This is a genomic window from Pedobacter kyungheensis, from assembly GCF_000812965.1.
GTDB classification, from domain to species: Bacteria; Bacteroidota; Bacteroidia; order Sphingobacteriales; family Sphingobacteriaceae; genus Pedobacter; species Pedobacter kyungheensis.
Genome location: NZ_JSYN01000003.1, coordinates 133,667 through 159,695, shown reverse-complemented (window position 1 = coordinate 159,695; position 26,029 = coordinate 133,667). Strand labels below are relative to the sequence as shown.

The 26,029-nt window shown below is 45.5% G+C and carries 25 protein-coding genes; 14 read left to right on the top strand and 11 right to left on the bottom strand.

Features of this window, described 5'->3' with window-relative positions:
- The first annotated feature begins 17 nt into the window (after positions 1-17).
- The gene (locus OC25_RS27820) at positions 18-173 is read left to right on the top strand and encodes a hypothetical protein (RefSeq protein WP_156131393.1); all 156 of its coding nucleotides are present in this window, start codon (positions 18-20) and stop codon (positions 171-173) included.
- Here the strand turns inward: OC25_RS27820 and OC25_RS03850 are convergent.
- A complete protein-coding gene (locus OC25_RS03850) occupies positions 170-898 on the bottom strand; it encodes a LytR/AlgR family response regulator transcription factor (protein ID WP_039471942.1) in 729 nt (242 codons plus the stop codon). The two genes, OC25_RS27820 and OC25_RS03850, sit on opposite strands and share 4 nt — an antisense overlap.
- 299 nt (positions 899-1,197) lie before the next feature.
- On the opposite strand from OC25_RS03850, the gene OC25_RS03845 reads away from it, so the two are divergent.
- The 3 genes from OC25_RS03845 to OC25_RS03835 all read left to right on the top strand — a co-directional run bounded on the left by OC25_RS03845 (position 1,198) and on the right by OC25_RS03835 (position 2,701).
- Entirely contained in the window at positions 1,198-1,785 is a 588-nt protein-coding gene (locus OC25_RS03845; protein ID WP_039471940.1) for a Crp/Fnr family transcriptional regulator, read from the top strand.
- 129 nt (positions 1,786-1,914) lie between these two features.
- Positions 1,915-2,361, top strand: coding sequence for a MauE/DoxX family redox-associated membrane protein (locus tag OC25_RS28520; RefSeq protein ID WP_425261965.1), 447 nt, complete (start codon positions 1,915-1,917; stop codon positions 2,359-2,361).
- Positions 2,362-2,419: 58 nt separating this feature from the next.
- Positions 2,420-2,701, top strand: coding sequence for a hypothetical protein (locus tag OC25_RS03835; protein WP_039471938.1), 282 nt, complete (start codon positions 2,420-2,422; stop codon positions 2,699-2,701).
- A 52-nt stretch (positions 2,702-2,753) separates the two neighbouring features.
- Here OC25_RS03835 and OC25_RS03830 read toward each other — a convergent pair whose 3' ends face one another.
- From OC25_RS03830 to OC25_RS03820, 3 genes are read right to left on the bottom strand one after another with little or no spacing between them, the layout of a single operon-like run.
- Positions 2,754-4,100, bottom strand: coding sequence for a TlpA family protein disulfide reductase (locus tag OC25_RS03830; RefSeq protein WP_039471936.1), 1,347 nt, complete (start codon positions 4,098-4,100; stop codon positions 2,754-2,756).
- Entirely contained in the window at positions 4,090-5,460 is a 1,371-nt protein-coding gene (locus tag OC25_RS03825) for a RagB/SusD family nutrient uptake outer membrane protein (protein WP_039471933.1), read from the bottom strand. The genes OC25_RS03830 and OC25_RS03825 overlap by 11 nt, the downstream gene beginning before the upstream one ends.
- Positions 5,461-5,465: 5 nt before the next feature.
- Positions 5,466-8,438: a SusC/RagA family TonB-linked outer membrane protein gene (locus OC25_RS03820; RefSeq protein ID WP_052265939.1), complete on the bottom strand. Its 2,973-nt coding sequence runs from the start codon at positions 8,436-8,438 to the stop codon at positions 5,466-5,468.
- Positions 8,439-9,167: 729 nt separating this feature from the next.
- Here OC25_RS03820 and OC25_RS03810 point away from each other — a divergent pair.
- Complete coding sequence (locus tag OC25_RS03810; protein WP_039471929.1) at positions 9,168-9,731, top strand: helix-turn-helix domain-containing protein; 564 nt, start codon at positions 9,168-9,170, stop codon at positions 9,729-9,731.
- 475 nt (positions 9,732-10,206) lie between these two features.
- Here OC25_RS03810 and OC25_RS03805 read toward each other — a convergent pair whose 3' ends face one another.
- The 4 genes from OC25_RS03805 to OC25_RS03790 are packed head-to-tail and all read right to left on the bottom strand — an operon-like array spanning position 10,207 to position 12,711.
- Positions 10,207-10,824, bottom strand: a complete 618-nt coding sequence (locus OC25_RS03805; RefSeq protein WP_039471927.1) for a response regulator transcription factor — start codon at positions 10,822-10,824, stop codon at positions 10,207-10,209.
- A complete protein-coding gene (locus OC25_RS26705; RefSeq protein ID WP_052265938.1) occupies positions 10,821-11,588 on the bottom strand; it encodes a sensor histidine kinase in 768 nt (255 codons plus the stop codon). The genes OC25_RS03805 and OC25_RS26705 overlap by 4 nt, the downstream gene beginning before the upstream one ends.
- Complete coding sequence (locus OC25_RS03795; protein WP_039471925.1) at positions 11,576-12,226, bottom strand: hypothetical protein; 651 nt, start codon at positions 12,224-12,226, stop codon at positions 11,576-11,578. The genes OC25_RS26705 and OC25_RS03795 overlap by 13 nt, the downstream gene beginning before the upstream one ends.
- A gap of 2 nt (positions 12,227-12,228) precedes the next feature.
- A complete protein-coding gene (locus tag OC25_RS03790; RefSeq protein WP_039471922.1) occupies positions 12,229-12,711 on the bottom strand; it encodes a hypothetical protein in 483 nt (160 codons plus the stop codon).
- A gap of 239 nt (positions 12,712-12,950) precedes the next feature.
- Between OC25_RS03790 and OC25_RS27815 the strand changes: the two genes are divergently transcribed.
- Together OC25_RS27815 and OC25_RS03785 are read left to right on the top strand one after the other, a co-directional pair.
- The gene (locus tag OC25_RS27815; RefSeq protein WP_156131392.1) at positions 12,951-13,097 is read left to right on the top strand and encodes a hypothetical protein; all 147 of its coding nucleotides are present in this window, start codon (positions 12,951-12,953) and stop codon (positions 13,095-13,097) included.
- Positions 13,098-13,188: 91 nt separating this feature from the next.
- Entirely contained in the window at positions 13,189-14,133 is a 945-nt protein-coding gene (locus OC25_RS03785; RefSeq protein ID WP_156131391.1) for a hypothetical protein, read from the top strand.
- Between the two features lie 500 nt (positions 14,134-14,633).
- On the opposite strand, the gene OC25_RS03780 is transcribed toward OC25_RS03785, so the two are convergent.
- On the bottom strand, positions 14,634-17,192 hold the full coding sequence (locus tag OC25_RS03780; protein WP_039471919.1) for a UvrD-helicase domain-containing protein: 2,559 nt from the start codon (positions 17,190-17,192) through the stop codon (positions 14,634-14,636).
- 364 nt (positions 17,193-17,556) lie between these two features.
- Positions 17,557-18,174, bottom strand: coding sequence for a Crp/Fnr family transcriptional regulator (locus OC25_RS03775; protein ID WP_039471917.1), 618 nt, complete (start codon positions 18,172-18,174; stop codon positions 17,557-17,559).
- A 246-nt stretch (positions 18,175-18,420) separates the two neighbouring features.
- Between OC25_RS03775 and OC25_RS03770 the strand changes: the two genes are divergently transcribed.
- From OC25_RS03770 to OC25_RS03760, 3 genes are all read left to right on the top strand, one after another.
- Positions 18,421-19,311, top strand: coding sequence for an RteC domain-containing protein (locus OC25_RS03770; RefSeq protein WP_039471915.1), 891 nt, complete (start codon positions 18,421-18,423; stop codon positions 19,309-19,311).
- Between the two features lie 353 nt (positions 19,312-19,664).
- A complete protein-coding gene (locus OC25_RS03765; protein ID WP_244154581.1) occupies positions 19,665-20,129 on the top strand; it encodes a helix-turn-helix domain-containing protein in 465 nt (154 codons plus the stop codon).
- Positions 20,119-20,682, top strand: coding sequence for a PIN domain-containing protein (locus tag OC25_RS03760; RefSeq protein WP_039471913.1), 564 nt, complete (start codon positions 20,119-20,121; stop codon positions 20,680-20,682). Before OC25_RS03765 ends, OC25_RS03760 begins: the two co-directional genes overlap by 11 nt.
- 65 nt (positions 20,683-20,747) lie before the next feature.
- Here OC25_RS03760 and OC25_RS03755 read toward each other — a convergent pair whose 3' ends face one another.
- Positions 20,748-22,019: a 5'-methylthioadenosine/S-adenosylhomocysteine nucleosidase family protein gene (locus tag OC25_RS03755; protein ID WP_039471911.1), complete on the bottom strand. Its 1,272-nt coding sequence runs from the start codon at positions 22,017-22,019 to the stop codon at positions 20,748-20,750.
- Positions 22,020-22,222: 203 nt separating this feature from the next.
- Between OC25_RS03755 and OC25_RS03750 the strand changes: the two genes are divergently transcribed.
- The 4 genes from OC25_RS03750 to OC25_RS03735 all read left to right on the top strand — a co-directional run bounded on the left by OC25_RS03750 (position 22,223) and on the right by OC25_RS03735 (position 26,014).
- Complete coding sequence (locus OC25_RS03750) at positions 22,223-22,807, top strand: hypothetical protein (protein ID WP_039471908.1); 585 nt, start codon at positions 22,223-22,225, stop codon at positions 22,805-22,807.
- A gap of 68 nt (positions 22,808-22,875) precedes the next feature.
- On the top strand, positions 22,876-23,220 hold the full coding sequence (locus OC25_RS03745) for a DUF4134 domain-containing protein (RefSeq protein WP_039471906.1): 345 nt from the start codon (positions 22,876-22,878) through the stop codon (positions 23,218-23,220).
- Between the two features lie 2 nt (positions 23,221-23,222).
- A complete protein-coding gene (locus OC25_RS03740) occupies positions 23,223-23,549 on the top strand; it encodes a DUF4133 domain-containing protein (protein ID WP_039471904.1) in 327 nt (108 codons plus the stop codon).
- Positions 23,546-26,014: a TraG family conjugative transposon ATPase gene (locus tag OC25_RS03735; protein ID WP_039471902.1), complete on the top strand. Its 2,469-nt coding sequence runs from the start codon at positions 23,546-23,548 to the stop codon at positions 26,012-26,014. The genes OC25_RS03740 and OC25_RS03735 overlap by 4 nt, the downstream gene beginning before the upstream one ends.
- Positions 26,015-26,029: the final 15 nt, after the last annotated feature.

Here is a 26,029-nt window from a genome sequence, read left to right as displayed (position 1 = left end):
ATCAATCCAGATAGACCATGAAAAACTCTCGTAAAAAACTCCAGAAAAGAACAGTGTTTACCTTTAAAAAAAAGGATCATAGGATCGTCTCCATAACTGATCCCACCACCAATACCGATCCCACGACCGTGCTCACCACAACTTCCAATACCAGTGGCCTGGTTATTTCCTAACGTCCGCTTAACATTCCCTTGCGGAGCATTTCTGTGAAGGCATTACGGTATTTTTCACCAATGGGAAGACTTTCCCCATTAGTCATAAACGCCATATTACCCTCCACCTTTTTAAGGTAGTTCACTGAGATCATGTGGGACTTACCGATCCGGATAAAGTCCGGATGCCGCATCAGATCCCTTTCCAGCTGCTTAAGGCCCACATAGGTGATCTCTGTATTTTTAATGGTAATAATCTTGATATGGTTGAGCAGGGCTTCGAAATACACGATCTCGCTGTAAAATACCTTGATAAAGCTGTTTTTGGTATTACCGGTAATAAAGGCAAACTTCTTTTCGCCATATTCAATCCGCCTGCTTTTTTCCTGCACTTCCTTAAGCTGTTCCACCTTTTCGATCAGCCGCTCCAGGTTCAGCGGTTTGACCAGGTAACCTGATGCACCTTCATGGAATGCTTCCTCTGCATAGTTGCGGTGGGCTGTGGTATAAACCAGGTGGTCACAATATACTTTTAGCATCCTGGCGCCTTCTATCCCATCGGTGAGCGGCATACTGATGTCGCAATAGACAATATCTACCGGTCCAAACTCCTGAAGATGGGTAAGGGCATCACCTACATTCGAAAACTTTGCACGCAGCGTGATCCCGGGAGTAATGGATAAGAGTTCACTGATTTCTGCAAGCGCGTGCGGCTCATCATCGATGGCAATACTGATAAGTTCCATGGGCGGTCATCTTGGCTGACCTGCAATATCGCAATTGTCTTTTAAATCATCAAGGTGTTGTGCTAAATGGAGACTTTTATCGCCTTAATTATAAGTGTGTGATATAGTGGTTAGGGACTTTCCTATAATATTGTTACAATTTTACTTCTTTTGGGCATACCTTGAATACCGAAATAATCAATGTTTAACCGATCATTTCGGCCATCGTTCTTTAAGCGGATCCAATCGGATCTTCGGATACAGGAAGGGAACCATATTGGCTCCCTTTTTTTCTGGCCGGGTGTTTAGTCTATTATGTTATGGTCAATGATGAACACTTTGGGCACCTGTTAAAAGTGCTCGATGGTTTCTGCGCACTACCTGGTGGATTTGCAGATGCCCTGAAGCCTTTGGTCTTCTACAGGAGTTTCAATAACCCAAAAAATATTCTCAGGGAAGGGGAAGTACAGAAGCATATCTGGTTTGTAGCAGCCGGGCTGGTCAGGGAGATCAGTCTTTCAGCGGATACCCTAGATGGCCGGACCTCCTGGTTCTGGTATGAGGGTGATTTTGTATTCGCCCATCCCGGTTTTTTTGCCGGGCTTTCCAGTCTGGTGGATATCGAAGCCTACGGCGGATCGGTACTGCTGGAGATTTCACGCGCTGAACTGACTGTGCTCATCCGGGATTTTGGAGAGCTTGCCATGATTACTGAAAAGATCCGTTACCGGAACGGGGCTGCCAGGGCTGTGCATGTATCGGAGCTGGTCAATTTAAGGCATGCGGAAATGGTCAGCAGATTTTACCATGACCATAAAGCGGTGTTCCTGATTGCAAGGGCAAAGGATATCGCATCTTTCCTGGGGATCAAGGACCATGGTATCCACAGGTTTTTGAAGGGCCTTTGAATACAATAGTTAAAAGGCGGTATTTGCCGCGGTGTTTCGCGGTAAAAACCTGCCGGTTATGAACAGATGTGTTGCGAACTTGGTACCGGGCTTTCCAGACTGAAACTATAAAAGGGAAAGCATGTGCTTATGTACAGCGGATACAAATTCAAATTCAGCAGCATTGAACTGCTCAGCTTACTCCCAGTTGTAATGCTGTTAGTCCTTTGGGCTTACGCAGGTTTTTCAAAGCTTGCAGACTATCACCGGTTCGTAGCGCAGATGGAGCTGGCCCCGGTTCCCCTGATTAAGGACCTTGCTCCGCTGATCGGGTTCGTAGTACCGCTTGTTGAGCTAAGCCTGGTCTGCCTACTATTTACCGAACGTTTCAGGAAGACTGCGCACTGGTTGTCATTTTTTCTGCTGCTGTCATTTACGGTCTATATTTCGTTAATGCTCTTTTCCGGACTCAGGCTCCCATGCACCTGTGGTGGGCTGATATCAAAGCTCGGATGGAGACAGCATCTGTTTTTTAACCTGTTTTTTATGCTGGTTTCCCTATGGCCTTTTTTATGGGGACGTGCTTTTCCAAAATGATATTCACCGCGGAGTATATATAAATAACCAATTTTCAAATCCTTAAATTTTAAACAAGATGAAAACAAACATCAAAACCACGATCCTGGGCATTGCATTAATGGCCAGTGTTACCGGAGCTTTTGCTTCGGACATTTCCGAATTTTTAAACGGTAAAAAAGCGAACACCCATAGCTGGCAGAAATATCTGCCTGATGGAACTACGCCTGATGGTCCGGCAGTGCTTGGCGATTCGACCGGCCCCTTTGCCGAACAATGTGAAGGTGACCAGAATGTCTGTGCCATCGGTACACCGATTGTTTCCGGGCAGACTGAACAGGTACTCAAGTATGTGGACTAGTTTAGTTTGTATCCTAAAAATAACCCCGGCCGGAAAAGGCCGGGGTTATTTTTTATTCAGGGTCGCTGATGACCAGAACAGGATAAGGTACAATCTCTGCGGTGAAGTTTAAGCCATAATGGCTGAGCCGCCTGAAAAATATTTCAGCTGTCATTCCGTTTTTGAGTACCTCGGGTTCTTTGGAATAATCCTCCTCAAGGTCAAAGCGGAAGTCTTCGGGATAGCCGCTCCGGTCATTAAAAGGGTACGGTAGCCGCTCAGGGGGCAAACGCCTGAACAGAAAGTCCAGCAGTTCGGTCAGTGTGGAATTTTTAACGATCAACCTGCGTTCCGGGGTGAAGGTGATTTCTGGTTTCCGGTGCCTATCCAGACTTTTTTTAGGTCTCTTTTGACCTGAGGTAACCACCACGCAGTGGATATTACGTTCGCTGATCGTTGTTTTGATCCGAAACTGCCGCTCCATATCGCTGAAAATGTAAGAAGAGAAAATAGCATCCGGAACGGGCTTTGGCAGTGTGAGTGCGTAGCAGAAAAGGTTTTTTTCTTCCCATGCTTTTCTGTCTTCGTAGCCGTATTTCTTTAGGAATGCCCGGTCATGGAGTTTCGGGCTCATGTAACGGGAAGAATCCCGGGTAGACAGTACGACCATTTCCCACCTGATACCAGGATTAAACCCGCTATAGGCTGCCCATAGCGCCTGCAACAGGTTCTGGTTATACTGGAAATATTCCCTCCGCTCACCCTTTTGGGAGCTGAGCTGCCCTGACGGCAGGCCTTCGATATAAGGGGAGACAATCGACCGGTAGGTGAAGGTCGAGTCCCCCAGGTGGAATGGTTCCCCCCGTTTAAAATCCAGATTTTCTTTTTTCCCCCTGACCTTTAACATCGGTAGGTTAGCTGCAAAATCCAGGATGTTCTTTTCCGTGATATCTTCGCTGCCGGTAACTGCGCGTACGGTACCCTGGGTATCGATCCAGATATTGTGCGGGATGGACCGGTGCGGGAATAGTTGGTTGAAAAGAGTATCTCCGCTAAGCATATTGGGGGCCAGATGGATCAGGTCCTTATTGGCGGGCCGGTCCAAAAACGCTTTTATGTTTTCCCTGTCCTGCATGCTTACCAGCAGCACGCTGAAACGGCCAGGAAATTTGCGGCTGAGCGAATCAGTATACCTGATCTCCTTTAGGCAGGGTACACACCATGTTGCCCAGAAATCAATGATCAGTGGGCCCCTTGTGTAAAGCTCCTGTATGTTTATCCTGCGACCGGAATGGGCTGTAAATTCCAGGTCAGTCAATCGGTCTCCGATCTTCAGGGGAACTGTTTTCTGCTGGCCCGATCCGCTGAAGGGATCAGTCAGGAATAAAATGAAAAAGGGGATCAGTTTCTTAATAGCCATCGTTCTGTATGAGGTTGCGATTATAAATAATTTCGTTGTTTGGGATGGGGAAAGCCTTTGCGGTCGTTTTCCAGTTCGGTTTCAAAATGCCCAGGGTTACATCGAGCAGACTGTTTCGCTTCAGGTCCAGAAAACGGAGTCCCCATTCTCCATATAGCTCGATCCTGCGCTGATCGGCAATGGCAGCTAGGCACCCTTCCTGGTCGAGACTGCTTCCCAGAGCGCTTAGACCGGCCCGGGCCCTGATCAGGTTGATGTCAGCTATCGAGCCTGGCAGCTGCATGAGTTTTGCCAGGGCCTCTGCGCGGATCAGGTATTGTTCCCCCATCCTTAAAGCCATGACAAATTCCGGGTTTGGACTGCCTGCTGCACGGGCTTTGTATTTGGCCGGGTAGGGGTAGGTTGTGGTCTGGCCCCCGCTGGTGACGGTGTTGGTGCTTATCCATCTGGTTTTTCGCAGGTCAGTGTTTTCCAGGGCACTGTATAAGCCAGTCCTTATGGGATAGGCTGGTATGAGTGTAGCGGAGGCCGGGATGAGCTGCGCGGCATCTGTCAAAAATCCGTTGATCATCCAGAGCTGGAGGATAGTTTCTGCGCTCCCTGCTAAAAAGACGTTTTCGGGTTTTACATCTTTGGTATTATATAGTCCACTGTTGATCACCCTTGAGGCGGCCTCGGCTGCTGCCTGCCAGTTTTGCTGGAAAAGATGGATCCGGGCGAGTAGTGCGGAGGCACAGAAAGAATTGGCGCGGACCCTGCCTGCGCCGGCATAGGCGGGGCTTAATTCCTGTTCACTCTCGTTCAGGTCCTGTACCATTTGGGAAAAGACAGCTGCGGAGCTGGCCTGTGCTGCGCTCCGGTTTGCGGTGACCTCAGTTCCCAGGATCAGCGGGATATGGTCATAGAAGCCCACCAGGTTAAAATAGGCAAAGGCACGGAGGAACTTTGCTTCTCCCCTTAGCTGCTTTTTGGCCAGCGGAGAGATCGGAGAGGATTGACCGGTGCCTTCCAGTATGCTGTTGCACTGGTAGATGACCGAATACAGGCTGCTCCATAGCGAAGCATTATTGGTATTGGTACTCAGCAGCTGGCTATTGGCGTATTCGGCATTGGTAGTGGTTGCAGATGTAACTGCATATTCATCGGCATAGAGGCTGACATACTTCATGCTGCTGTGAACGGTACCCATGGTATAATAGGCCCCCAATAGTGCTGTGGAGGTGATGGTGCTGTCCGAGAATACCACCCCGTTTTCGATCTGGTCTTTGGCGGCGGGGATTTCAATAAGCTTATTGCAGGACAGGGCTAGCGCTGCGCTTAGGGCCAGCCATGTGGCCGAATTTCTGATATGATTTTTCATGATGTTTATAGGTTAAGTTGAAGGCCCAGGACAAATGTTTTCAATGGGGGGATGTTTTTTCCGCTTGTTGAGGAAAGTGCACCTGATTCAGGATCAATGACGCCGGAATTGCGTTTCCAGAAGGTATAGAGGTTCTGTCCTTCTGCAAATACTTTCAGGTTGCCAAGGCCCAGTTTTTTTGCCAGTTTTTCCGGAAGGTGGTAAGCGAGGGCAGCGTTTTTGATCCGCAGATAGGAAGTATCAAAAATATTGGCAGAGGATTGTCCATAATAAAAATCGAATTGGGTGGAAGGTGGCGGAACGGTAGCTCCAGGGTTTGCCTGCGACCAGACAGGCAGGTCAAATTCATTGAAGGCCCCACTTCCCCCGGGGTTGCGGATCAGTCCGCCTTTGGACTGCTGTCTGACAAACTGCAGGAGCAGGCTGAATTCAAAACTGTTCCACCTCATGCTGTTGCCAAGGCCGCCATAAAAGTCTGGTGCAGACCTGCCGATGGTATAGTTGAAATAGGGGGTTGCAGAAACCTCGCCGTTCTGGCCGGCGTAACGGGTTTTGCCCGTGGCAGGATCGATCCCCAGTGAGCGGTACCCCCGGATGCGGCTGATGTCGTAGCCGATTTCGTAGATGGAAGCGTAACTGGAATTCTCGAAGTTTTCAAAGGATTTCAGGATGTTTCTGGGGATGGTCAGGTTAAGGGAACTCGTCCAGGTAAAATGTTTTCCCTTGAAATTGCTGGAGCTGATGCCGAATTCCCATCCGCTGTTTTCGATCACTGCCGGGAGGTTGGCCTGGTAGCTGCTGAAGCCACTGATCTGCGGTATGGCATAACTGACCAGCTGGTCTGAACTCCTGGAAAGATAATAATCTGCGGTGAGGCTCAAGGCATCCTTAAAAAAGGCAAGTTCCACGCCGAGGTCCAGTTTGCGGGTATTTTCCCATTTGAAGTCCGCATTGCTGATCCGGCTGGGCCGGATTACCGGTATGCCTTGGTAAACGATGGAACCCGGGCTGCTGTAGGTGGACAGGTAACCATAGTCTGGGATCTGGTCGTTGCCGCTGCTGCCATAACTTGCCCTGATCTTACCAAAGGAAAGCACGGGCATGTTTTTTTTCATCCAGGAAAGGTTGCTGAAGATCCAGCTGGCCCCGGCGGAGCCGAAATTGCCAAAGCGGTTTCCCGGGCCGAAGCGTGATGAACCATCACGGCGCAGGGTAAGGTTGATGATATAGCTGTCCATCAGATTGTAGGTGACCCGGCCGAACAGGGAGGCGTAGCGGTAATTGGTACTGGTTCCTGTTGCGGTAACGGTTGCTGCAGATCCGGGGTTTTCCATGAGGCTTTCAAGGGTGTAACCGCGGGCGATGATGGACCTGCGTTCGCTGCTTTTCATCTGATAGGTGCCGCCTAGAAGGAAAGAAAATTTATGTTTGCCAAGTCGCAGGTTATAATCCAACTGGGGTTCGGAGATAAAGGACTGTGTTCCGGTAAAACTGAAATTGGTGCTGTTGAGGATGCCGGGTTGCAAGGATGAGCTGGGTGAAATAAATTTTTGGTCATAACTGGTCCGGGTGTAGCCGGAGTTGACCCTGAACGATAGCGAAGGGAGGATCCGGTAGGAGAGGTCAAGGCTGGTGATGCTGTTGTCGGTCGCGTTTTTGCTTCTTGCATTGATTTCTGCCAGCAGGTTGCCTGCATACCAGTTTACCGATCCGTCGGGAGAATAAAAGGGGTAATTCGGGGCGGTCAGGTAACTTCTGTCCAGGTTGCTCACGATGTTGCTCAGATCGCTGTTCTGCCTGCTGAGCTGGCTGATGGCCCTGATGGAGAATTTTTGGTCTTCTGAAAGGTGCTGGATCTGTGCGCTCATCCCGCCGCGTAGGTAACTGTTATTGCCTGGAAGCACGGTGCCTTCACTTCGGAAATTCCCGCTTACCGAAAAGGTGGTGTTTCCTTTGCCTCCCGAGATTTTGGTCTGGAGGTTGGTCGAATTAGCGGTATGGCCGAAAATGTAGTCTACCCAGTCGGTCTGCTGGGTCTGGCTCCAGATGGTGAGGTCTGGTGCATAGTTTGCTGAGGTCGGATCGGAGGAAGGGATAAGCCCGTCGTTGGCGAATGCGGCCCTGCGCATGGAAAGGTAATCCTGGAGGTCGATCAGTTTGGGCCTTGCACTTACCGTGCTTGCTCCCTGCTGGATGTTCAGCTCAAACCTGGTGGGGCCGGAGGCTGCTTTTTTGGTGGTGATGATGACTACACCGTTTGCGCCGCGGCTGCCGTAGATGGAGGTGGCATCTGCGTCTTTGAGTATGCTGATGCTTTCAATATCCGCGGGGCTGATGTTATTTAAGGGGCTGACGGCGCCCGCAATGTTCAGTACGTCAGTATTTCCCTTTCCTACAGGAGCGCCGTCGTAGGGTACGCCGTCAATAATGTACAGTGGGTCGGTGCCTGCGGCGAGGGAGCCTTTTCCGCGGATCTGGACGGAAATATTTCCGCCGGGAAGGCCGTTGGTGGTCTGGATGAATACGCCGGGCATCCTGCCCGAGAGTGCGGAAAGGACATTGGTGACGGGCTGCTGCTCGATCTGTTCGGTACTGATGGAGGAAACCGATCCGGTGTTGAGTTTTTTGGTGGTTTTGCCATATCCGATGACTTGGATGTCGTCAAAGGAGTTTGTGCTTTCCTGCATTTTGATTTCCAGTTTTTTTTGGCTGCCGTTGAAAGTGATTTCCTTTGTACGGTAGCCTGTATAGGTGATGCTAAGGGTTCCGCCTGTGGTTTTTGTGTGGATGGTGAATGTGCCGTCCGATGAAGATTGCACGGCAGTGCTGGAGTTTTTGATGCTGATGGTGGCGCCGGGCAGGGCTTTGCCATCGCTTTCGGTGACGACGCGTCCGGTGATCTGGGTGGTGGTCTGGGCGCTTAACTTAAAGTTTGGGCAAAGCGCGGCCAGGACAATAAATATTATTGCTTTGTTCATTTGGTTATATGGTTAGTTGATGGGACTGCTGCCGGTATTTATAAACCAGGACGGGGGCCATGCTTGAAATAACCATTAACCGATAGTCATGGCTTCCCGCCTGGTTGTGGGGTTTGCTAGCAGTATGTTTTATTTCTTTTAGTTAGTTGGGTTGGTGATAGGGTTTCGGTTGATTTAGTGGTAATGTCATGGCATAGGTCTGCCCCTCAGTTACATTATTAAAGAACCTGTTGCAGACGGAGGGGCAGAACTATGCCAAAGCTAGATGGGGTTTTTGGGCTTGAGAGCGTAAAGCCTGTTGAAAGGGTAGAAGGGGGTGGGTTTTGGTGTGTGGAAAGGAAAGAACAAGGCAGTGCCATTGATCGGTGGGAACGGTGTGTGGAGGGTTGCCGGGTTGTTTTTTCTTTTCATGCTCGTATGGTTGATACGAGTCTTTGGTAGCCCAACATCATAATAAATGTGGGACTGCAAACCATGATTACAGTAAAGTTTCTGAGGCCTTATGTGACATGGAATTACAGCAGCCCCACACCTATTTCGATGTACAAATATATACATCTACACATAGATATGGGTATTAATCTGCTGTCTTGTGTCACGGCCTCAGAATATGTAACCACAAGACTCTTATTATTACCTCTTTATAAAAACAAATTTAATACATATACGGCAATAAACCAAATAATTCGTTAATAATGTCGCCTACTTTTTTTTTCATTTTGCTTGGTTATGCAAAAGCTAGAAAATAATATTGGAAAAAATGTTGGGAGAAACTTAAGCTCTCTGCTCGAACAATCAGGAATTACTATATTGGGCTTTTCGAATGCAACTGGAATATCGTTAAACCATGCTAGGGTTATCAAAAATGGACGGGCTTCAATCACGCTTAAGACTGCAGAAAAAATTGCCTCATTCTTTTCCGTTGAGCCTGATTTATTATTTCTAGAAAATCCCATTATACTTGGAGATCTAGCCTCTATTCCTACGATATCTGAATTCTATCTGCATAATGATGGTAACGAGAAGTTTTTCATAAATAAAGTAAAAGAAAGTAGCATAACGTTAATTCTTAAAAGTCAGTTAATACCTAGCAGTCTATTTAACAATTGGGTTCGCTCCATGGATATATTAGTTTACTTTAATGAAAATAAACATTATCTACAATCTAGAAACCTATTCAATGCAAAGTCAATTTCCAAAGCATTAAGTAGGATATATCAAGAAACCGAATTACTAGAAAGAGACGATTTGAGGAAAAATGGAAAAGTCTTTAGGTATAGACGCAAATTATAATATAATTCATTGTTTTTATTTACAATACACCAGGCAGTTTCAAATAATAAGGTGCAATATATTGTTATAAATAATTGGTCGTTTCGATAGGTAGATGTCAGGGTTTAAAAAAATACAACTTGGGAATGATAATTTTTTAGCAGTCCGAAAATTGCCCAAATACTAGCTCGTAAATTTTAAGTCAAAAAACAAATTTTGCCCTTATATGAACTTTTAGGCTAGGCAAGGCGAGCCTGAACGAACTAATGGAGTTTTTTGGTCGGGCTTTACAGATCAACTGAGTAAATACTTTAAACGGTTTTCTGATATCAAGCGGCGCAAATCGATGAGCAAAACCCGTTTTCTCGATTAGATGCAGCGGCTCGTATCCAAGAGGATTGAAGATAGTGATACCTGGATCCCAGAAGATCAACGGGCCAGATATGGATACTAGAGGGCAGAGTTTTAGATTCTAATCTAGTTTTTTGATGCTGTTTCATCGTACAATATCATTATTGATGGCAAAGGAGGTGAGCTGACTTATCGAATTTATTCCGGTCTTGCGAAAGATGTTTTTCCGGTGTGTTCTAACGGTATGCTCAGATAAGAAAAGGTGTTTTGCGATTTCCGCACTAGTTTGCCCGTTGACAATCAGCCTGATGATTTCTAGTTCTCTTTCACTAAGATTGTAGATCGGGTGCTCATCAGATTGGGCGAAATCCCTCATGGTATCAAAATATGACCGGTTTTCACTTACCCTGTTGATAGCAGCGATAAGATCAGTACTGCCCCTGCTCTTCAGCAGGCAGCCATCTGCCCCCGCGGAAATCAACTGGTCGACATACGACTTCTCTGGGAACATGGTTAAAATAATTACCTTGGTTTTTGGAAAGTTCTTTTTGATCCATTCCGTGCATTGGATACCGTTCATCCGGGGCATGTTGATGTCCATAATCACCACATCTGCCGGCCTGGCATGCATCAGCTCGATCACTTCCTCACCATTTGAGGCCGTACCTGAAATGGTGATGTGGTCCTGGGACCGTAATATCTCTTTCAACCCGTCAACCATCATGGCATGATCATCGGCCAGATATAAATTTATCTTGTTCATAACTTGATTTCAATAATGACGGTTGTTCCAAAAGAATTTGAATCGATAGTGAGCTGTCCTTCCATGCTCTGGGTGCGTTTGCGTATGTTATCCAGTCCCATACCTCCGCCCTGAAGCTCAGCGTCAAAACCTTTGCCGTTATCCTCATAGATCATGGTCAGTTCATCATCAATGGCCGATAATTCGATCCTCACCCGGCTGGCATCAGCATGCTTGAGTGTATTGGTAAACAGTTCCTGTATTATTCTGTAAAGATTCATGGATAGGACATCATCCGGGGACCGTTGCAGCTCAATAACAGAAACCACTTGCAGCTTTCCTGTTGCCTGAATGGATTCGCACAACTGTTTTAGGGCTACCCTTAAGCCAAATCCGGAAAGTGTCCGAAGATCCAGCTCATGTGAAAGTTTGCGTATTTCTGCTGTTAACTGTATACTCAGCTCATTGACTTTCTTGTTTAACCGCCGGACTTCACTGGTGTCGGTTTCCAGTGTGACCAGATCACTGAATATTTTTAAAGTGGACATAATCCCACCAATATTATCATGGAGTTCGGCGGCTATCCGCTTGCGTTCTGCCTCCTGGCCTTCAATCACGGCATATGCAGATTTCAGTTCATTGCGTTGCATCAAGGCCTCCACCATCCGGTATTCCGCATTTCTCAGCGACAGTTTGCGCTGGTAGCTATATACAAACCAGATGATCAGCACTACCATTACCAGCATAGAGCCGGTTCCTAAAATGAAATATGTTACCTGGGACATTCCGTACTTGATAAAATAAAACCATAACAGATTATGCCGTTTTTGATGATATTGCTTACACACTGAATCAACCAGGCATTGTTAAAGAAACCTTCCGGCTTTCCCGAAAGGATATCTGTTCCCATCAGGTAGGTAAAAAGTGACCCTGAAGAATAAATCAGCCATCCGCAGGTGATAACGAACTCGGGCATCCGTTGCAGCGCCTTACTCTCCTCGGTCTGGTAAATTCTGTGAAAGAATCGCATTCCCAAAAAGATGATAATCAATACAGTCAATGTCCAGGTATTGGAATTAAAGTCCAGATACATGTTTTGGAACAATATATTGCCCGAATACACCAACAATAAAATAACAAGAACAGCTGTTTTTGGCTTTGTTCCTTTTGCCTGAGTAAAGAAAATATAGACTGCGGCAGCCTCCAATAAAGCAAGCAAGTGATATAACGGCATATTGTGTATGCCCTTTATAGCTGTACCCAGGGCAATGAGCCGGATAATTCCTGAAACTAAAAAAAACAAACCCATCATAGCGAAGGGCTTGTTCCGATTTCCCCATTTTATCCATACCAATGCCGGAAAAATCTCCGAGATGTCGGAAATATTGGAAACGGCAAAACTGATATCTTTAAATGAGACCATTTTTATTTACTCAGAAAACTGTCTTCTCCGCATTGATTGGGACAGGGCCTTGAACCTGAAAGTACCTCGTCGTCATCAATTCCCAATATCTTATGAAAATCCACACCGGTGTCCAGTACAGGCATCAGGATAAGATCCCTGAATTCTCCGTCTGCAGGTTTAAGCGGGAAATCACAATCATTCCTTTTTGAGATTCCATAGTAGCATTTGATGGCCGCAATTTTTGGGTCTTTTTCCCCCTGCCTGGCGTTGAAAATATCAATATCCATGAGCACTTTTTTTAAACTGTTAATGCCAAAGACGTGTCCGAAAATATGGCTTGATTCGTTTCTGGCCGGGGTCTGCGGATCGCCAAGATATTTTTCAAGCGAAATTGCCGCATTGGCTACGGTGATAAATTCCCCTGCATTGGCAAGGTTTACTTTCATTTTTTCGCATTCCACCGAAACGAATTCAGGGGAGGTAGTTGTTGAACTTTCTGACATGCTTTTATTTTAAGGGTTATTACTGGTTGGTTATCAAAACAAATTTCAATACTCTTTGCCAGTAAAACCATACCACACAAGGGGTATTTTAAAAAGATGGGTCAACTGATGGAGAGCTGTTAACAGATGGTGTCATAAACTTATACATTTTTTTTAAATACCCCAAACCGCGCGGCGAATACCACCAGTGTGGTATTGCCCTAACTGCCTTAGATTCGCAAATTTGACTTAAAAAAGTTATGGACCCACTCATTTTACTCATTTCGCTTATTCTCGCCATGAGCCTGGCAGGTGAGCGTTTGGTCACCCTGATTAAAAACATTTTTCCGGCATTGGCAGATGACCGCTCTTGCTCAGCGATAGAAGTGCTACTGATTATGCCCTAACAGGGTCGGTTACGGCTTATTAAACCCACTCGAGAGTAGCCCACTCGTCTGCGTACGTATATTATATAATTAACACTTAAACCACAAAACAATGAAAACTTTTTTATTTTGCTGTAGCATTCTAATGCTCAGTATTGCCGATGCTTTCGGCCAGTGCGACACCACGAATGCGAGTTTGGATGCGGTCGTCGCAAAATATGAGCAAAAATATAAGGAACTGGCGCCTGATACCAGTGATAAAGATGCACCATGGTCAAATTCTGTACTGGCCAGTCTGAACATGGATATTGATTTCAGTATGGTCGATAAAAAACTCTCGTTCGATCTGGTAAGCGTAACAATGAGGAACAAGAAGATGTCCTTCAGCGTTCCCCAGACCACGGTTAAGGAAAAGAAAATGTCTTTTACCATTTATGAGCCGGGTATGAAAAGGGTAGTCATCGGCTGGAAGATGGAATTCCATTGGCCGAAGATGAAAAAAGTAAATATCTATGGTAAAATCCCAACAATGGTTAAGAAAACCCATACGATAATTACTAAGATTCCGACTTTTACATATGCATCGACAGGATTTGTAACGAAAATCCCGGAATTTAAAAGAGACAGAAAAGAAATCATTATGAAACTCCCAAAAATTGCCATTAAAAAAATATCTGCAAAGGCAGAAACCCTTCGGGATGAGGCAGAGAAGCTGGAAAAGAAATATAATAACCTTGGCCTGGAGGCGAAAAAAGAAATGGCAGACGAGGTAGTCACTACATTTGACTGCCAGAGAAATTCACTTACCTCCAGCAGGGATTCGGTTCAAAGAGAATTTACATCTGCCTTGACTGAATTGGATAACAGCATAAAACAGATGAAGTCCAATGGTGCAGATCCGTCAAAAGTAGTTGGGGAGGATGGTGTGGAAATTGACATGGTAAAAATGAAAGAAGATCTCTCACAGGAGCTGGCCAATGCATTAGCTTCTTTTGATGAAGCGCTGAAACAGCTTTTGGCCTCTGAAGAAGAGATATTAAACAGTCTCACTGCATAATATTTTTGAGTAGCCGTGCCACAATTGAGGGCATGGCCACTCTGTCTTTTGAGGCTATTGTAGTAACTGGTTTGTATATGGGATAAAAATGGATCCCTGGCAGCGAGGTTTCTGTCTGTGAATATTTATATGTTCAAACTGATATTGGTCCTTTATACGGGAAGTCCTGGGAAAGATTATGCCAATCTACACTCAAAATTAAATACTCTTCCATCGTTTGTCAGGAAATTCCTGCATCCCCTGGAGACTTTGATATTGACGGGATAATTTCTTCAACAGGTGATGTGTATCAATGCTACAGCCCTGAACGAATTATCCAAATAAAGAACTTTATGAGAACCAAAGAGAGAAAATAACCGGTGACTTAACAAAGCTAAAGACTTATAAAAAGGGAATCTCTCAACTTTTAAATGGCATCAAGATTAAGCGTTGGATATCATCGGGCCTTATATAGCCAGTCCAATTTTCTATTCTTTTAATGAACTTCTTTGTGTCAATGTTTATGTTGCTATAGCAGCCACGCGTAAGATCTGTCTGCACCGCGGATAATTGCTGCATCCCCAGAACTTTCCCTTGTCTGAACTTCTGGCTACCATAACTCCGTCGCAGTTTGGGCATTTTTGCTGAGCGGTTTGTTTGTCGCCAATACCATGATCCTGGATGAGTTCAGCTAAGAATTTGCTCATGTTTTGTGGGTTATATTGGAGATAGACCTGGTGGCGTGCGCGGGTGAGGGCGACATAAAACAGCCGCCTTTCCTCGGCATTTTCAAAACTGTCGCCGTGCTGGAGCAGATAGCCTAAAATCGGATCATCGGCCATTTGGGATGGGAAGCCGTAGATACCGCTATCCAGGTCCAGCAGAATGGCCACATCACAGGTCAGTCCTTTACAGGCATGGGCAGTGAAATAGGAAATTTTGAGTGCTGGAAAAGCCTTCTGCAGTTCCCTTAAATCCGCAGGTGCATTATGATGGTAACGGCCGATCAGAAAGACTGAGGCGCTCGAGTGATCTTTCTTGATCTTTGCCAGGATATCTTTTAAAGCATCAAATTTCTGGAGATCCCTTTGCGCTTTATTGCCATAAGCAGTTACGGGGCTGGGTATAAAAGAAGGGCGCGAGGCTTTAAATGGCGAAGAAAGGTTTTTTTTGAGCTGGGAAGGGTTCACCTGGATAAAGCCACTGGTTAAAGTAAGTATCTCCTGGTTAAAACGGTAGGTTTGTAGCACCGCATTTTCGGCGGTTATCCCAAAATGCCTTGAAAATTCGGTGATGATGCTGATATCGCTTCCGGTAAAACGGAAGATGGACTGCCAGTCGTCTCCGACGGCATAAAGTTTGGCGATGGGATTGGCGGCTTTCAGGGCCTTGATCAGGCCATAACGTCCAAGGGACATATCCTGAAATTCATCAACTAAAATATAGCGGTACTTTTTGTTGAATTCACCGTTGGAGATATATTCGCTTGCATGGTTCACCATATCGTTATAGTCGATACAGCCGGTCCGTATGAGTTCAGCCTGGTAGGCTTCTTTTAAAGGAGCAAATACGCCCAAGAATACTTCAAAGCGCTGGTCGGCAGCTTTCGATCTCAGCTGCCCGATAGTGCTATTGTTGGACTTCATCAGGTTCAGGAAGGTAAAAATCAGGTTCATAAAATCCTCATAATCATCCAGTGCCTTAATCCTGGTTAAAATTTCCTTTGGATCACGTTTGTTCAATACTACGCCATAATTATCGAGGTGGATTTTTAGCGCTTTGAGCAGCGTTCCATTTCGGTTCTGAAAGGAATAGGTTTTGATCAGACGGGTACCGTATTTCTCATGGATCGATTCTTTCCAGCGCATGCCGCTCTGGTACTGTTCGGTAGCCGTTTTAAAAGGGGGCTTGCACTTAAAATAGGCGGGAACGTTGCCCTGTTCATCGATGCCATAGTGCTCATGGTAGATGCCGTATTCCGGTAAGTAGAAGTCAGGGCAATACGCGCCAAAATCAGGATTTTGATCTTCGGCCTTCAGCGGATAAGTCCGTTCATATGCAAAGTCTACCCTGTGCAGGTAGAGGAAATTGGCAATCATCACCTCTTCCAAACTTTTGCATTCCGTTCCGTTCAGGCTCACATTACGGAAAGCGCGCTCATGTTTGATCAGATCGTTTTCCGATTTAAAATCAAAATCATCCCGCGGCGGCCTGACAAAAAAGGAGATAAAATTAACGGCCTTCTGTGCGAAATCCGTATCTGTTAAAAACAGCCTGTCGAACTCGTGTTGTAAAAATGACTTGGCCCGGTAATCCTTGCCATCAAAAGCCAGCTTCACCGGATAGGGACTACAATACCTACACACCATATTGCCGAAACCATTAAAGGTTTTAAATGTAATCCCCCTGGCCAGTTCGTCATCCCGCAGAAAATTACAGGTCCTGTCAAACATTTCATCTACCGCGGTATTGGTGAACGAAATCACCAGCAGCTCTTCAGGCCTTGCTAGGTTTTTTTCCAGGATATAAGCAATCTTTGCACTGATTGTCGTGGTTTTTCCAGTTCCCGCACCGGCGATCACCAGATTATTATCTTCATCACAGGCCACCGCCCGCATCTGTTCCAAAGAGAGGGGATAGGTTTCCAGGCTGCAAAGAAATGCTTTGAATTCAGAAATCTCATGAGGGATGAACCGCCCGTTGTAAGCCTTTCTGATCCCTTCCAAATTTTCATGGATATCCACAAAACGGGAAATCAACGCTTGCTCATCGGCATCAAGGCCACAGTTCCTGTAATTTTTTGGAATCGCCTGCAACAATGGTTTATGGTCTTCCCGTAGCCTCAGCGCATCATAATTGGAAAAATACAGGACCATATCCTGTTTTTTAGCGATATCTTTTAAGGCTAGAATGATATCAGGAATAAGTTGTCGGATATTTTCTCTTCTTTGGAGTTCCTGCTGCCTGGTTTTAAGCCAGTACAGGAACCCACAGGAAAGAATGAACAGTATAATCTTTACAAATAAAGGAAGGTCATCGAACCAATTTGATTTCGGATATGGTGACTTTTTTAGAGGCATTAATGGAATGATTTTAGCAAATATAATATTTAAACTTCCTTATTGGCAGGGTAGGCTGAGGAAGAACCGTTCAACCGTATGTGTTCAGGCATAACGTGTCCAGATTGATCAGGAGGATTGTCTGGAACAACGTGAAGACCATGGGTCATTTCATGGAGAGGAGTATTGTCTTCCGATGGAGCTTAGCCAATGCGATTTATCCCCAAATACCAACTTATAAAAATGAAAAGTATCGGACCGCTTTGAGCTCCATTGTTATAACCTCCAAAGTTTAATCACTGTAAGTTCCAGTGTAGGTACAGATAATTACCTTTCTTATTTTTTCTATCTGTACGTTTTTCTAAGAAAAACAAGTGACGGATTTCTAACGATTTTGTGTCTGGTGACACATTTTTGCTTTTTTACGACGGATTCGGCTAAGTGTTTCGCGACTGATCCCGAGATAGGAGGCTATATTCTGCTGGGTGGTCTGCTGTTCTATTTCGGGGTGGTTTTGCAGCAACATATCGTAGCGGTGTTCGGGTCTTTGGGTGCGGAGCAGGATGGCACTTTCTGCGCTGAGGATGTAGTACTTCTGGATGAGAATCCGGCCGATCAGGTTAGCTTCTTTGAAGTCTGCATAGTAGGCGTTGAGTTCGAGCCAGGTAAGGGACTGGACTTTGCTGTCCTGGAGGACTTCGATGTACTCCTGGGCGGGCTGTTGGGTGAAAAAGCTGGTTACTGAGATCATCAGATCGCCTTTCCCGCGGAACCAGGTAGTGCATTCTTTTCCATCTTCGTCGATGAAATAGGCACGCATGAATCCGCTGCGGATGAAGTATATGCGGCGTGCGATTTCTCCGGGGGAAAGGAGGATTTTTTTGCGTTCAAAGGTTTCGATAAGGCTTTCTTCTTTTACCCGGTTCTGCATAGGGGTGGGAAGCGGGATGATGAAGCCAAGTATTTCCAGTAGGTCGGCTTCGGGATCGTTGATGTGTGGCATGGTGATCGATTGTGTCACAGATCAACCATTGTTATTTTTAAACGGGGTAATATTGTCCTTGCGGAACGGATACTGATTTTAAACGTCTTTTTTATCGATTTGGTATAAGTGCTGTTCTTTTTTTAACTGGAAACGGAAGTCTTTGCTGACGCAAAATTTATTGATCGAGGATTTGAACATTTTTCCTACCTGTGGGAGTTGTTGCCGGTTAACGGGCGGGGTAGGATATTATCTAATATCTATAATATGAAAAACAGTTTTAGTGAAAATCTGCTTGGAGAGCTGAATACCCGGTTGGATTCGTTATCAGATGGGGATCAAATTAGTGTGGCGTTGCTGAAGGCACGGACTTCGGTGATCACGGAAGCCTTAAAGACCTTATCTGATTTCTATGTGCCTAAGATTGCAGAAGACCCTTTAATTGAAATTGATTATTATAAGGGCGCATATCCAATGTTCAAGTCTTTGATAATATACCACACTGAACTTCATTATTTTATGACTGGCATTCCTGAATCGGGATTAAAAGTGAAAAAGAAATATTATCTGTCCAAACTCCGGTCGATCGCTGCTTTTTTTGAACAGAACAGCATGCATTACGATTATTTCAGATTGGATGGGGGGTTGCTGGATAGGGTGTTTTATTCGAAGGGAGATATGAAGAATATTCTACAGCCATTTGTATTGAGTTATGAGCCTATCCTGGCTCCGCCGATGGGGGAACTGGTAAGCTGGTTTATGGCATATGAACGTTTAAGGAATGGGATCTTGGCTATGTTGCACGAGCTGTCCGGACCTGCGGGAATTTCTGCTACAGTCGTTGATGCTGGGGGCAATCTGCACCGTGAGTTTAAGTGGACCGGGGGAGATATCCACCTGATCGAACTGGTGCACGGTATATTTTTGACAGGGCAGGTGAACAATGGAGAAATCGGTATTGTGGAGCTGTTCCAGGTAGTCGGGAAGTTTTTCGGAGTAAATCTCAGGGTGCCCAAACGGGGCTTTGATGACCTGAAGGCAAGGAAGACAATGAGCCGCACGGCTTTTCTGGATATGATGCGTGCAGCGCTGCTGAAGAAAATGGATGATGATGATGCCTATGATCATGAAAGGGCAAGGCGGAGGAACGGGTTTTAAGGAGTGGCTAACGGAGGGACCACTGCGTTCTGAGGTGGTTCCTGCTTGGCGCAGAATTATTTTGATTTTGCCTGAAAAGTTGATGCTTGATGTATAAAGGCATATTGTTCTTTGAAATTATTTGATAGTGAAGTAAACCAGGTTAAACATAATTTGTTTATTCCAATTGTAGGATTTCCGATTTTTGTTTATGTGGCAATTTCTATTTTTTCTTTTTTCTGTTTGTTCTTCTGTTGTTTCTGCTGTTTGTGTTGTTTCTGTTAGTTGTTCTGTTAGTTCTTTTACTCCTGTTGTTTGTTTCTTTTATTTTGTTTGTTTCGTTTATTTCGTTTATTTCGTTTAATTTTGTTGTTATGATAGATATGAATACGATTGATCAGATGCGTCGTCCTTCCAAATCGGAACAGATGATGGCTATAGCGTCCTTACCTGCTTTTTCTTCAATTCTTTCCGGCATCCATAGTGAGCAGACGGAAATTGAGATAGAGGAAACCGGTGAGCGGATCAAGATTCCCTTTAGGGCCCTTGCATTTCTTGGGGATATCCTAAAGGCTATGGGAGAGGGTAAACCTGTTTCTATCGTTCCCTTGGCAACTGAGGTAACTACGCAAAAGGCAGCCGAAATACTCGGCTGTTCAAGGCCATATCTGGTGAAGTTATTGGAAGAGGGAGCCATCGATTTTGTGAAGGTTGGCAAGCATCGGAGAATAAAGTTTGAAGATGTTGTGTCCTACAGACAGAAGATGAAGGACCAGCAGAAAAAGAATATTATCGAGATTATGGGTTTCGATGAAGAGCTTGGATTGTATGATTCATAGTGTCCGGTTTAAGGCTGTACTGGATACCAATGTCATCTATCCGGTAATTATACGCGACCTGCTTTTCTGGTTTGCATATTATGACCTTTATACCCCAAAGTGGAGTGCCAATATTTTCGGTGAGTGGAAAGAGGTGATGCTTAGGCATGGCGTGGAAGAAAAGGAGGCTGAAAAACGGGTTCAAAAGGCAAACCAGGCTTTTCCGGATGCCATGGTGGGCAATTATGAGGGGCTGATTTTGCAGCTCGAACTGCCCGATGAGGATGACCGTCATGTGGTAGCAGCAGCAATCAAAACCAACGCCAATGTGATCGTTACCAATAACCTGAAGGATTTTCCAGAAGAATATCTGGACACTTTCGGCCTGAAGGCCAAAAGTGCCGATGATTTTCTTACCGACATTATCGATCTGAACCAGGGGCAGGCGATAAAGGCATTCCGGGAAATGGTACTAAACAGGAAGAATCCTGCAATGGATGAATACCAGGTGCTGGAAAGCCTGCGCAGGAATGGCCTTACCGATACTGCAAATTATCTACATGCATTATTGTAAAATTTCCTTTTACCATCTTTTTCGAAAGATGGCTGACCTAGCATCAATATTTAGGCTTTGTTTTGCTATGTCGTTAATGGTAAACAGGCTAAACTATACCGGTAGAAAAATTGCGCGCTGGTATAGGTTGCATATTTTGTTTTTACTGCTTTCTGTGCTTTGGTGATTTCAGTGCCTTTACCTCCAAAATCAGATACCGATTTAAGTGAAATGAAAAGGGGTTTTTCTTCGAACATTGTATGTTCAGCTGCATAATAAACCCCATAGGTTTCCATGTCCAGGCCAATTGTTCCCGCATTCTCGTTGGTAAGCTTTTCAAAAAGCTCATCGGAGCGCATCAGTGCACCACCTGTGATTATTTTTCCTGGGATGGCCCTTAATGGCTCAAACAAGTTGGCGTGGGGATAGCCAGCCTGAATGTCTGTTAATATATCCTTTTGAGCAAAGGCTTCAATGCTTCGTACAAGTGTTGGATCTGCTGGGATTTCCATCTTTCGATCAGATTCAACCTGCTCAAGCTCGCCATCTGCACCCTTTTGCATTTTGTATACTACCTGGTGGTAATCAACTGAACTCGATGCGATCATAATGTCCCCGAGATTAGGCTTATACATACTTTTTCGGCTGCCAGCAGCATGTCCAAGCATAAAGATGTATTTTGGTTGGTACTTCCAGGTCAGTTTGCATGCAATAGTTGAAGCGCCGGCTATGCCCTGATGAAATCCTCTGGCAAGAATAACAGATAGGGACTTGTGATCGTCTTTAAAGAAACCGGCATAGTAAACACTAGCATCATTGTCGCCACCATGAAGTTTTTCACAATCTGTCATAAGTTCTTTTACAGCATCAAATTCTTCCAGGGTAGCGGTAACAATTGCGATCTGATATTGCGAATTATTTGTTGAACGGTGTGCGGTGATCCCCAATTTTTTATCTTCTTCGGCCAGCTCCAATGTTTCCTGCAACTGATGCAAGGCACGGATGGCCAGCTTTTGCGCTAAAGCAACAGAGACATTCAATATGCCACCTTCCTCTTCCTCAATAGACCTAAATAGCTGTTTGGAATCTTCCAGTTGTTTGATCAGTGTGGTAATAATCTCCAGGATTTCTACATCGGGAGCTTGGTTATCATCTAATAATTTTGGATAAATATCATTATACAATGTTTCTTCCAGGTTTGCCATTAAAGCATATACGTCGCCGTCAAAGAGAAAAGCTATCCCGCTTTCGCTCGGGGTTAAATTGGAAGCAGCATCATGGTACTCGTCCAGATTGCTGGTTAGAAAATCTTTTAGGTAGGCAAGTGCACGTTTTATCCGGGAATATTTTGAGGCCATAATTCGAATGATCGGGCTGCAAATATCTCATTTAAAAATTGAAAAAATAAGATGTACAAAGCATTCTTATAAACCCAGTAAAGATTACACAAAGCTATATAATTCTGAGGAGGCCGTATCACCAGTTGCCAGCCCGCTTAAAGGACTTGTTTAAGCAGGTTTAAAATCCAATCTATCCAATATTGGATAGGAAGATTTGATGCATGCGCAACTTTGCTTTATCAAATCCCGGTACAATGGGGTGCCGGGGAAAAGTGAAGGTTATGTTGCATGGTTTTTCTACACTTCAGTTTTTAGCGGTACTGCTGGTACTTGGACTGCTCTGGTATGGTGGTGTCCTAATATTTTTTAATCTCAGAAAAAAAATGGGGCCTTTGGGGGTGGCAAGTTTTAAGGGGGTGTTAGATTCATCTGTCCCTGGAAAGGGAAGTGGTAGTGTTACCGCTTCGGGTAGCGCAGTAGCTGATGACCTGATGGGCAAAGCGAGACTACCTGAGGGGATGAGCAGCGTGGGCATGGAGGATATCGGTTTTGTGGATCTGGATGAAAGGGATATCGAGGGACAGCAGGGGCTGGTGCCGGACCTGCTGGAGGAGATCAAAAATGTGTTTTTGGTTCTGGCGAAGGAAGATAGCAATAAGCGTGATTTTTTTGAGCTGATGAAGGTGGTGAAGGAGCAGTATCCGGGCATGGCCTCGCATCCCAGGATCAGGCGGATCAATGAATATATCTCTGATCATGCTGCTTTCCACCTTTCGCCGGAAGAACTGGAGAACCTGTGGTATTAGCCTTTGGGTGATCTGAGCAAGTTATTATTCTACCTTACTTCAATCTATTTATCCATTATCTGTTTTTTATGAAAAATCAATTCAACAGCCCTCGAAGCGTGCTTTGTGCCAAATTTTTATTAGTGGTTTATATCTTTTGTTGGTTCCAGTTTATCGCTGCGCTACCTGTGTTTTCGCAGGATGGGAATGCGGGGATTCAGGAAGCTACCGATAAGGTGGTGGGATATTTCGATACGGGCTGTGACCTGATGTATGCCATCGGTGCAGTTATGGGTATCATAGGCGCCGTGAAGGTCTTTAATAAGTGGAACGCGGGTGAACCGGATACTTCAAAGGTGGCCTCTGCCTGGTTTGGGTCTTGTGTTTTCCTGGTGATTGTGGCCACTGTTTTAAAATCATTTTTCGGGATCTAGTAATGGCCACTATATATCATATCAATAAGGGCGTTGGCAGGCCGATTGTCTTCAAGGGGCTAAAAGCGCAGTACATCGCTTATCTCGCTTTGGGGCTGGTGCTGATGCTGATCGGGTTTGCTATTGGCTATGTTTCAGGTGTGCCACTGGTGTTTTTGATGGTAATGGTAGGTGTTTTGGGAGGTGGCCTTTTTGTTGTGGTTTTTCACATGAGCGCAAAATTCGGGGAGCATGGGCTGTTAAAGTTTCTGGCCAAACGTGGTCTGCCAAAGTACCTGGTATTCCGTTCCCGCCGCTTATTTACACGGTTAAAAAATGTGAGGTTATGATAGAGGCTAAGGACATATTTCCGATATATAAAGTGGAGCATGACTGTATCCAGTCGATGCAGGGGGACCTGACAGTGGTGTTTAAGCTGGGGTTGCCCGAAATCTTTACGTTATCGGAAAGGGATTATGAAAGCTACCACCAGGCCTGGGTAAAGGCGATCAGGGTATTGCCTATCGGAACAGTGTTGCATAAACAGGATTGGTTTCTGGAAAGCAGGTTTAAGGCTGATTTTTCGGTTGAACATAGTTTTTTATCGGGGGCATCGGAGCGTTTTTTCAATGAGCGGGAATTCCTGGAGCATGAGTGTTATGTGATGCTGACCGCAAAGCCTGCGGGGAGGAAACTCTCCAACTCTGCTTACAGCAATATCCTGCGCAGGCGGATTGTCCCGGAACAGACGGTGGATGAGGGGTTGTTTTCTTCCTTTCTGGATTACGTGGGGCAGTTCGTTAGGATTTTATCGGACAGCGGTTTTGTGTCATTGGTCAGGCTTTTGGACGATGAATTGGCGGGAACAGCAAATAAGCCGGGACTGATCGAACGTTACTGCTTTTTATTGGGGAAGGAGGAAATGCCGCTGATTTCAGATATCCACCTGCGGGATGAAATCAGGGTTGGGGATAAACGATGCGAGCTTTATACGCTTTCGGATGTGGAGGACCTGCCGGCAATGTGCGGCCCCCGGATCAATTATGATAAATACAGTTCGGATCGGAGTAAGTTTTCTATCGGTTTTGCAAGCCCGCTGGGATCGCTGTTATCCTGCAACCATATCTTAAACCAGTATATTTTTATAGGGGATAGGGATAAGGTGCTTAAAAAACTGGAGGCCAAGAAACTGCGTTTGCAGTCGCTGTCGGCTTATTCGCGTGAAAATGCACTGTCAAGGGATGCGGTAAATGATTTTTTGAATGAAGCGGTAGCCTCGCAGCGGCTACCTGTAAAAGCGCACTTTAATGTGCTGGCCTGGTCTTCGGACCGCGCGAAGTCGCTGGATCTGAAGAACCTGGTGGGATCAGCAATGGCCGGGCTGGATGCTTCAGCAAAAAGGGAGACTGACGGGCAGGCGCAGGTATTCTGGGCAGGGGTGCCGGGAAATGCAGCGGACTTTCCGATGAACGATTGCTTTGATACTTTTTTAGAGCAGGCGGCTTGCTTTTTTAACCTGGAAACCGCTTACCAGAGTTCATTAAGCCCATTCGGGATTAGGATGGGGGACAGGTTGACGGGCAAACCGGTGCACGTGGATATCAGTGATGAGCCCTGGGAGCGGGGACTGATCACCAATAGGGCGAAACTTTTGATCGGGCCATCGGGATCAGGGAAATCCTTTGCGGTAAACCACATGATGAGAAGTTATTATGAACAAGGGGCGCACTGTATACTGGTGGATATCGGGCACAGTTATAAGGGATTGTGCGAGCTGGTCGGGGGATATTATTTTACCTATAGCGAAGAGGATCCAATCAGATTCAATCCCTTTTATCTTTCGGATGGGGACCAGATGGATACCGAGAAGAAGGAGAGCATCAAGACTTTGCTTCTGGCTTTATGGAAGAAAGACGATGAGCATTACCGCAGGTCGGAATACGTAGCGATATCCAATGCACTTAAACTTTATTATGAGCATTTAGAGGCAAGGGCTGATATTTTTCCCTGCTTTAATTCCTTTTATGAGTTTTTAATGTCGGAATATATGCAGGTGCTTGCAGATGGAAAGGTAAAGGAAAAGGACTTTGATGTGGGTAATTTCCTGTATGTCCTGAACCCTTATTACCGTGGAGGGGAGTTTGATTACCTGCTTAATGCCTCGGAAAACCTGGACATGTTATCCGAAAGATTTATTGTTTTTGAGCTGGATAATGTGAAAGACCACCCGATACTTTTTCCTGTGGTCACGCTGATCATCATGGAAATGGTGATTTCGAAAATGAGAAAACTGAAAGGGATCAGAAAAGTGGTACTGATCGAAGAATGCTGGAAAGCGATAGCAAAGGAAGGCATGGCGGAATATATCCGCTACCTGTTTAAAACGATGCGCAAGTTCTTTGGCGAGCCGATCGTGGTAACGCAGGAAATTGAGGATGTGATTTCTTCACCCATTGTTAAGCAGGCGATTATCAATAATGCGGACTGTAAGATATTGCTGGACCAGAGTAAATACCAGAACAAATTTGACCAGATCCAGGAACTTTTGGGGCTGACCGATAAAGAAAAAGCGCTCGTACTATCGATGAACAAGGCAAATGATCCCAAACTGAAATACAAGGAGATTTTCATCTCGCTGGGCGGACAGATGAGCAAGGTGTACCGGACGGAGGTAAGCGTTGAAGAATACCTCGCCTATACTACCGAAGAACGGGAAAAGATACTCGTGCAGGAATATGCCGCGCGTTACGGCAGCATCCAGAAGGGGATTTCGGTACTGGCAGCAGAGATGAGGGCAAGGGCGAAGCCGGGATAGAGATAGGCTGGAGGC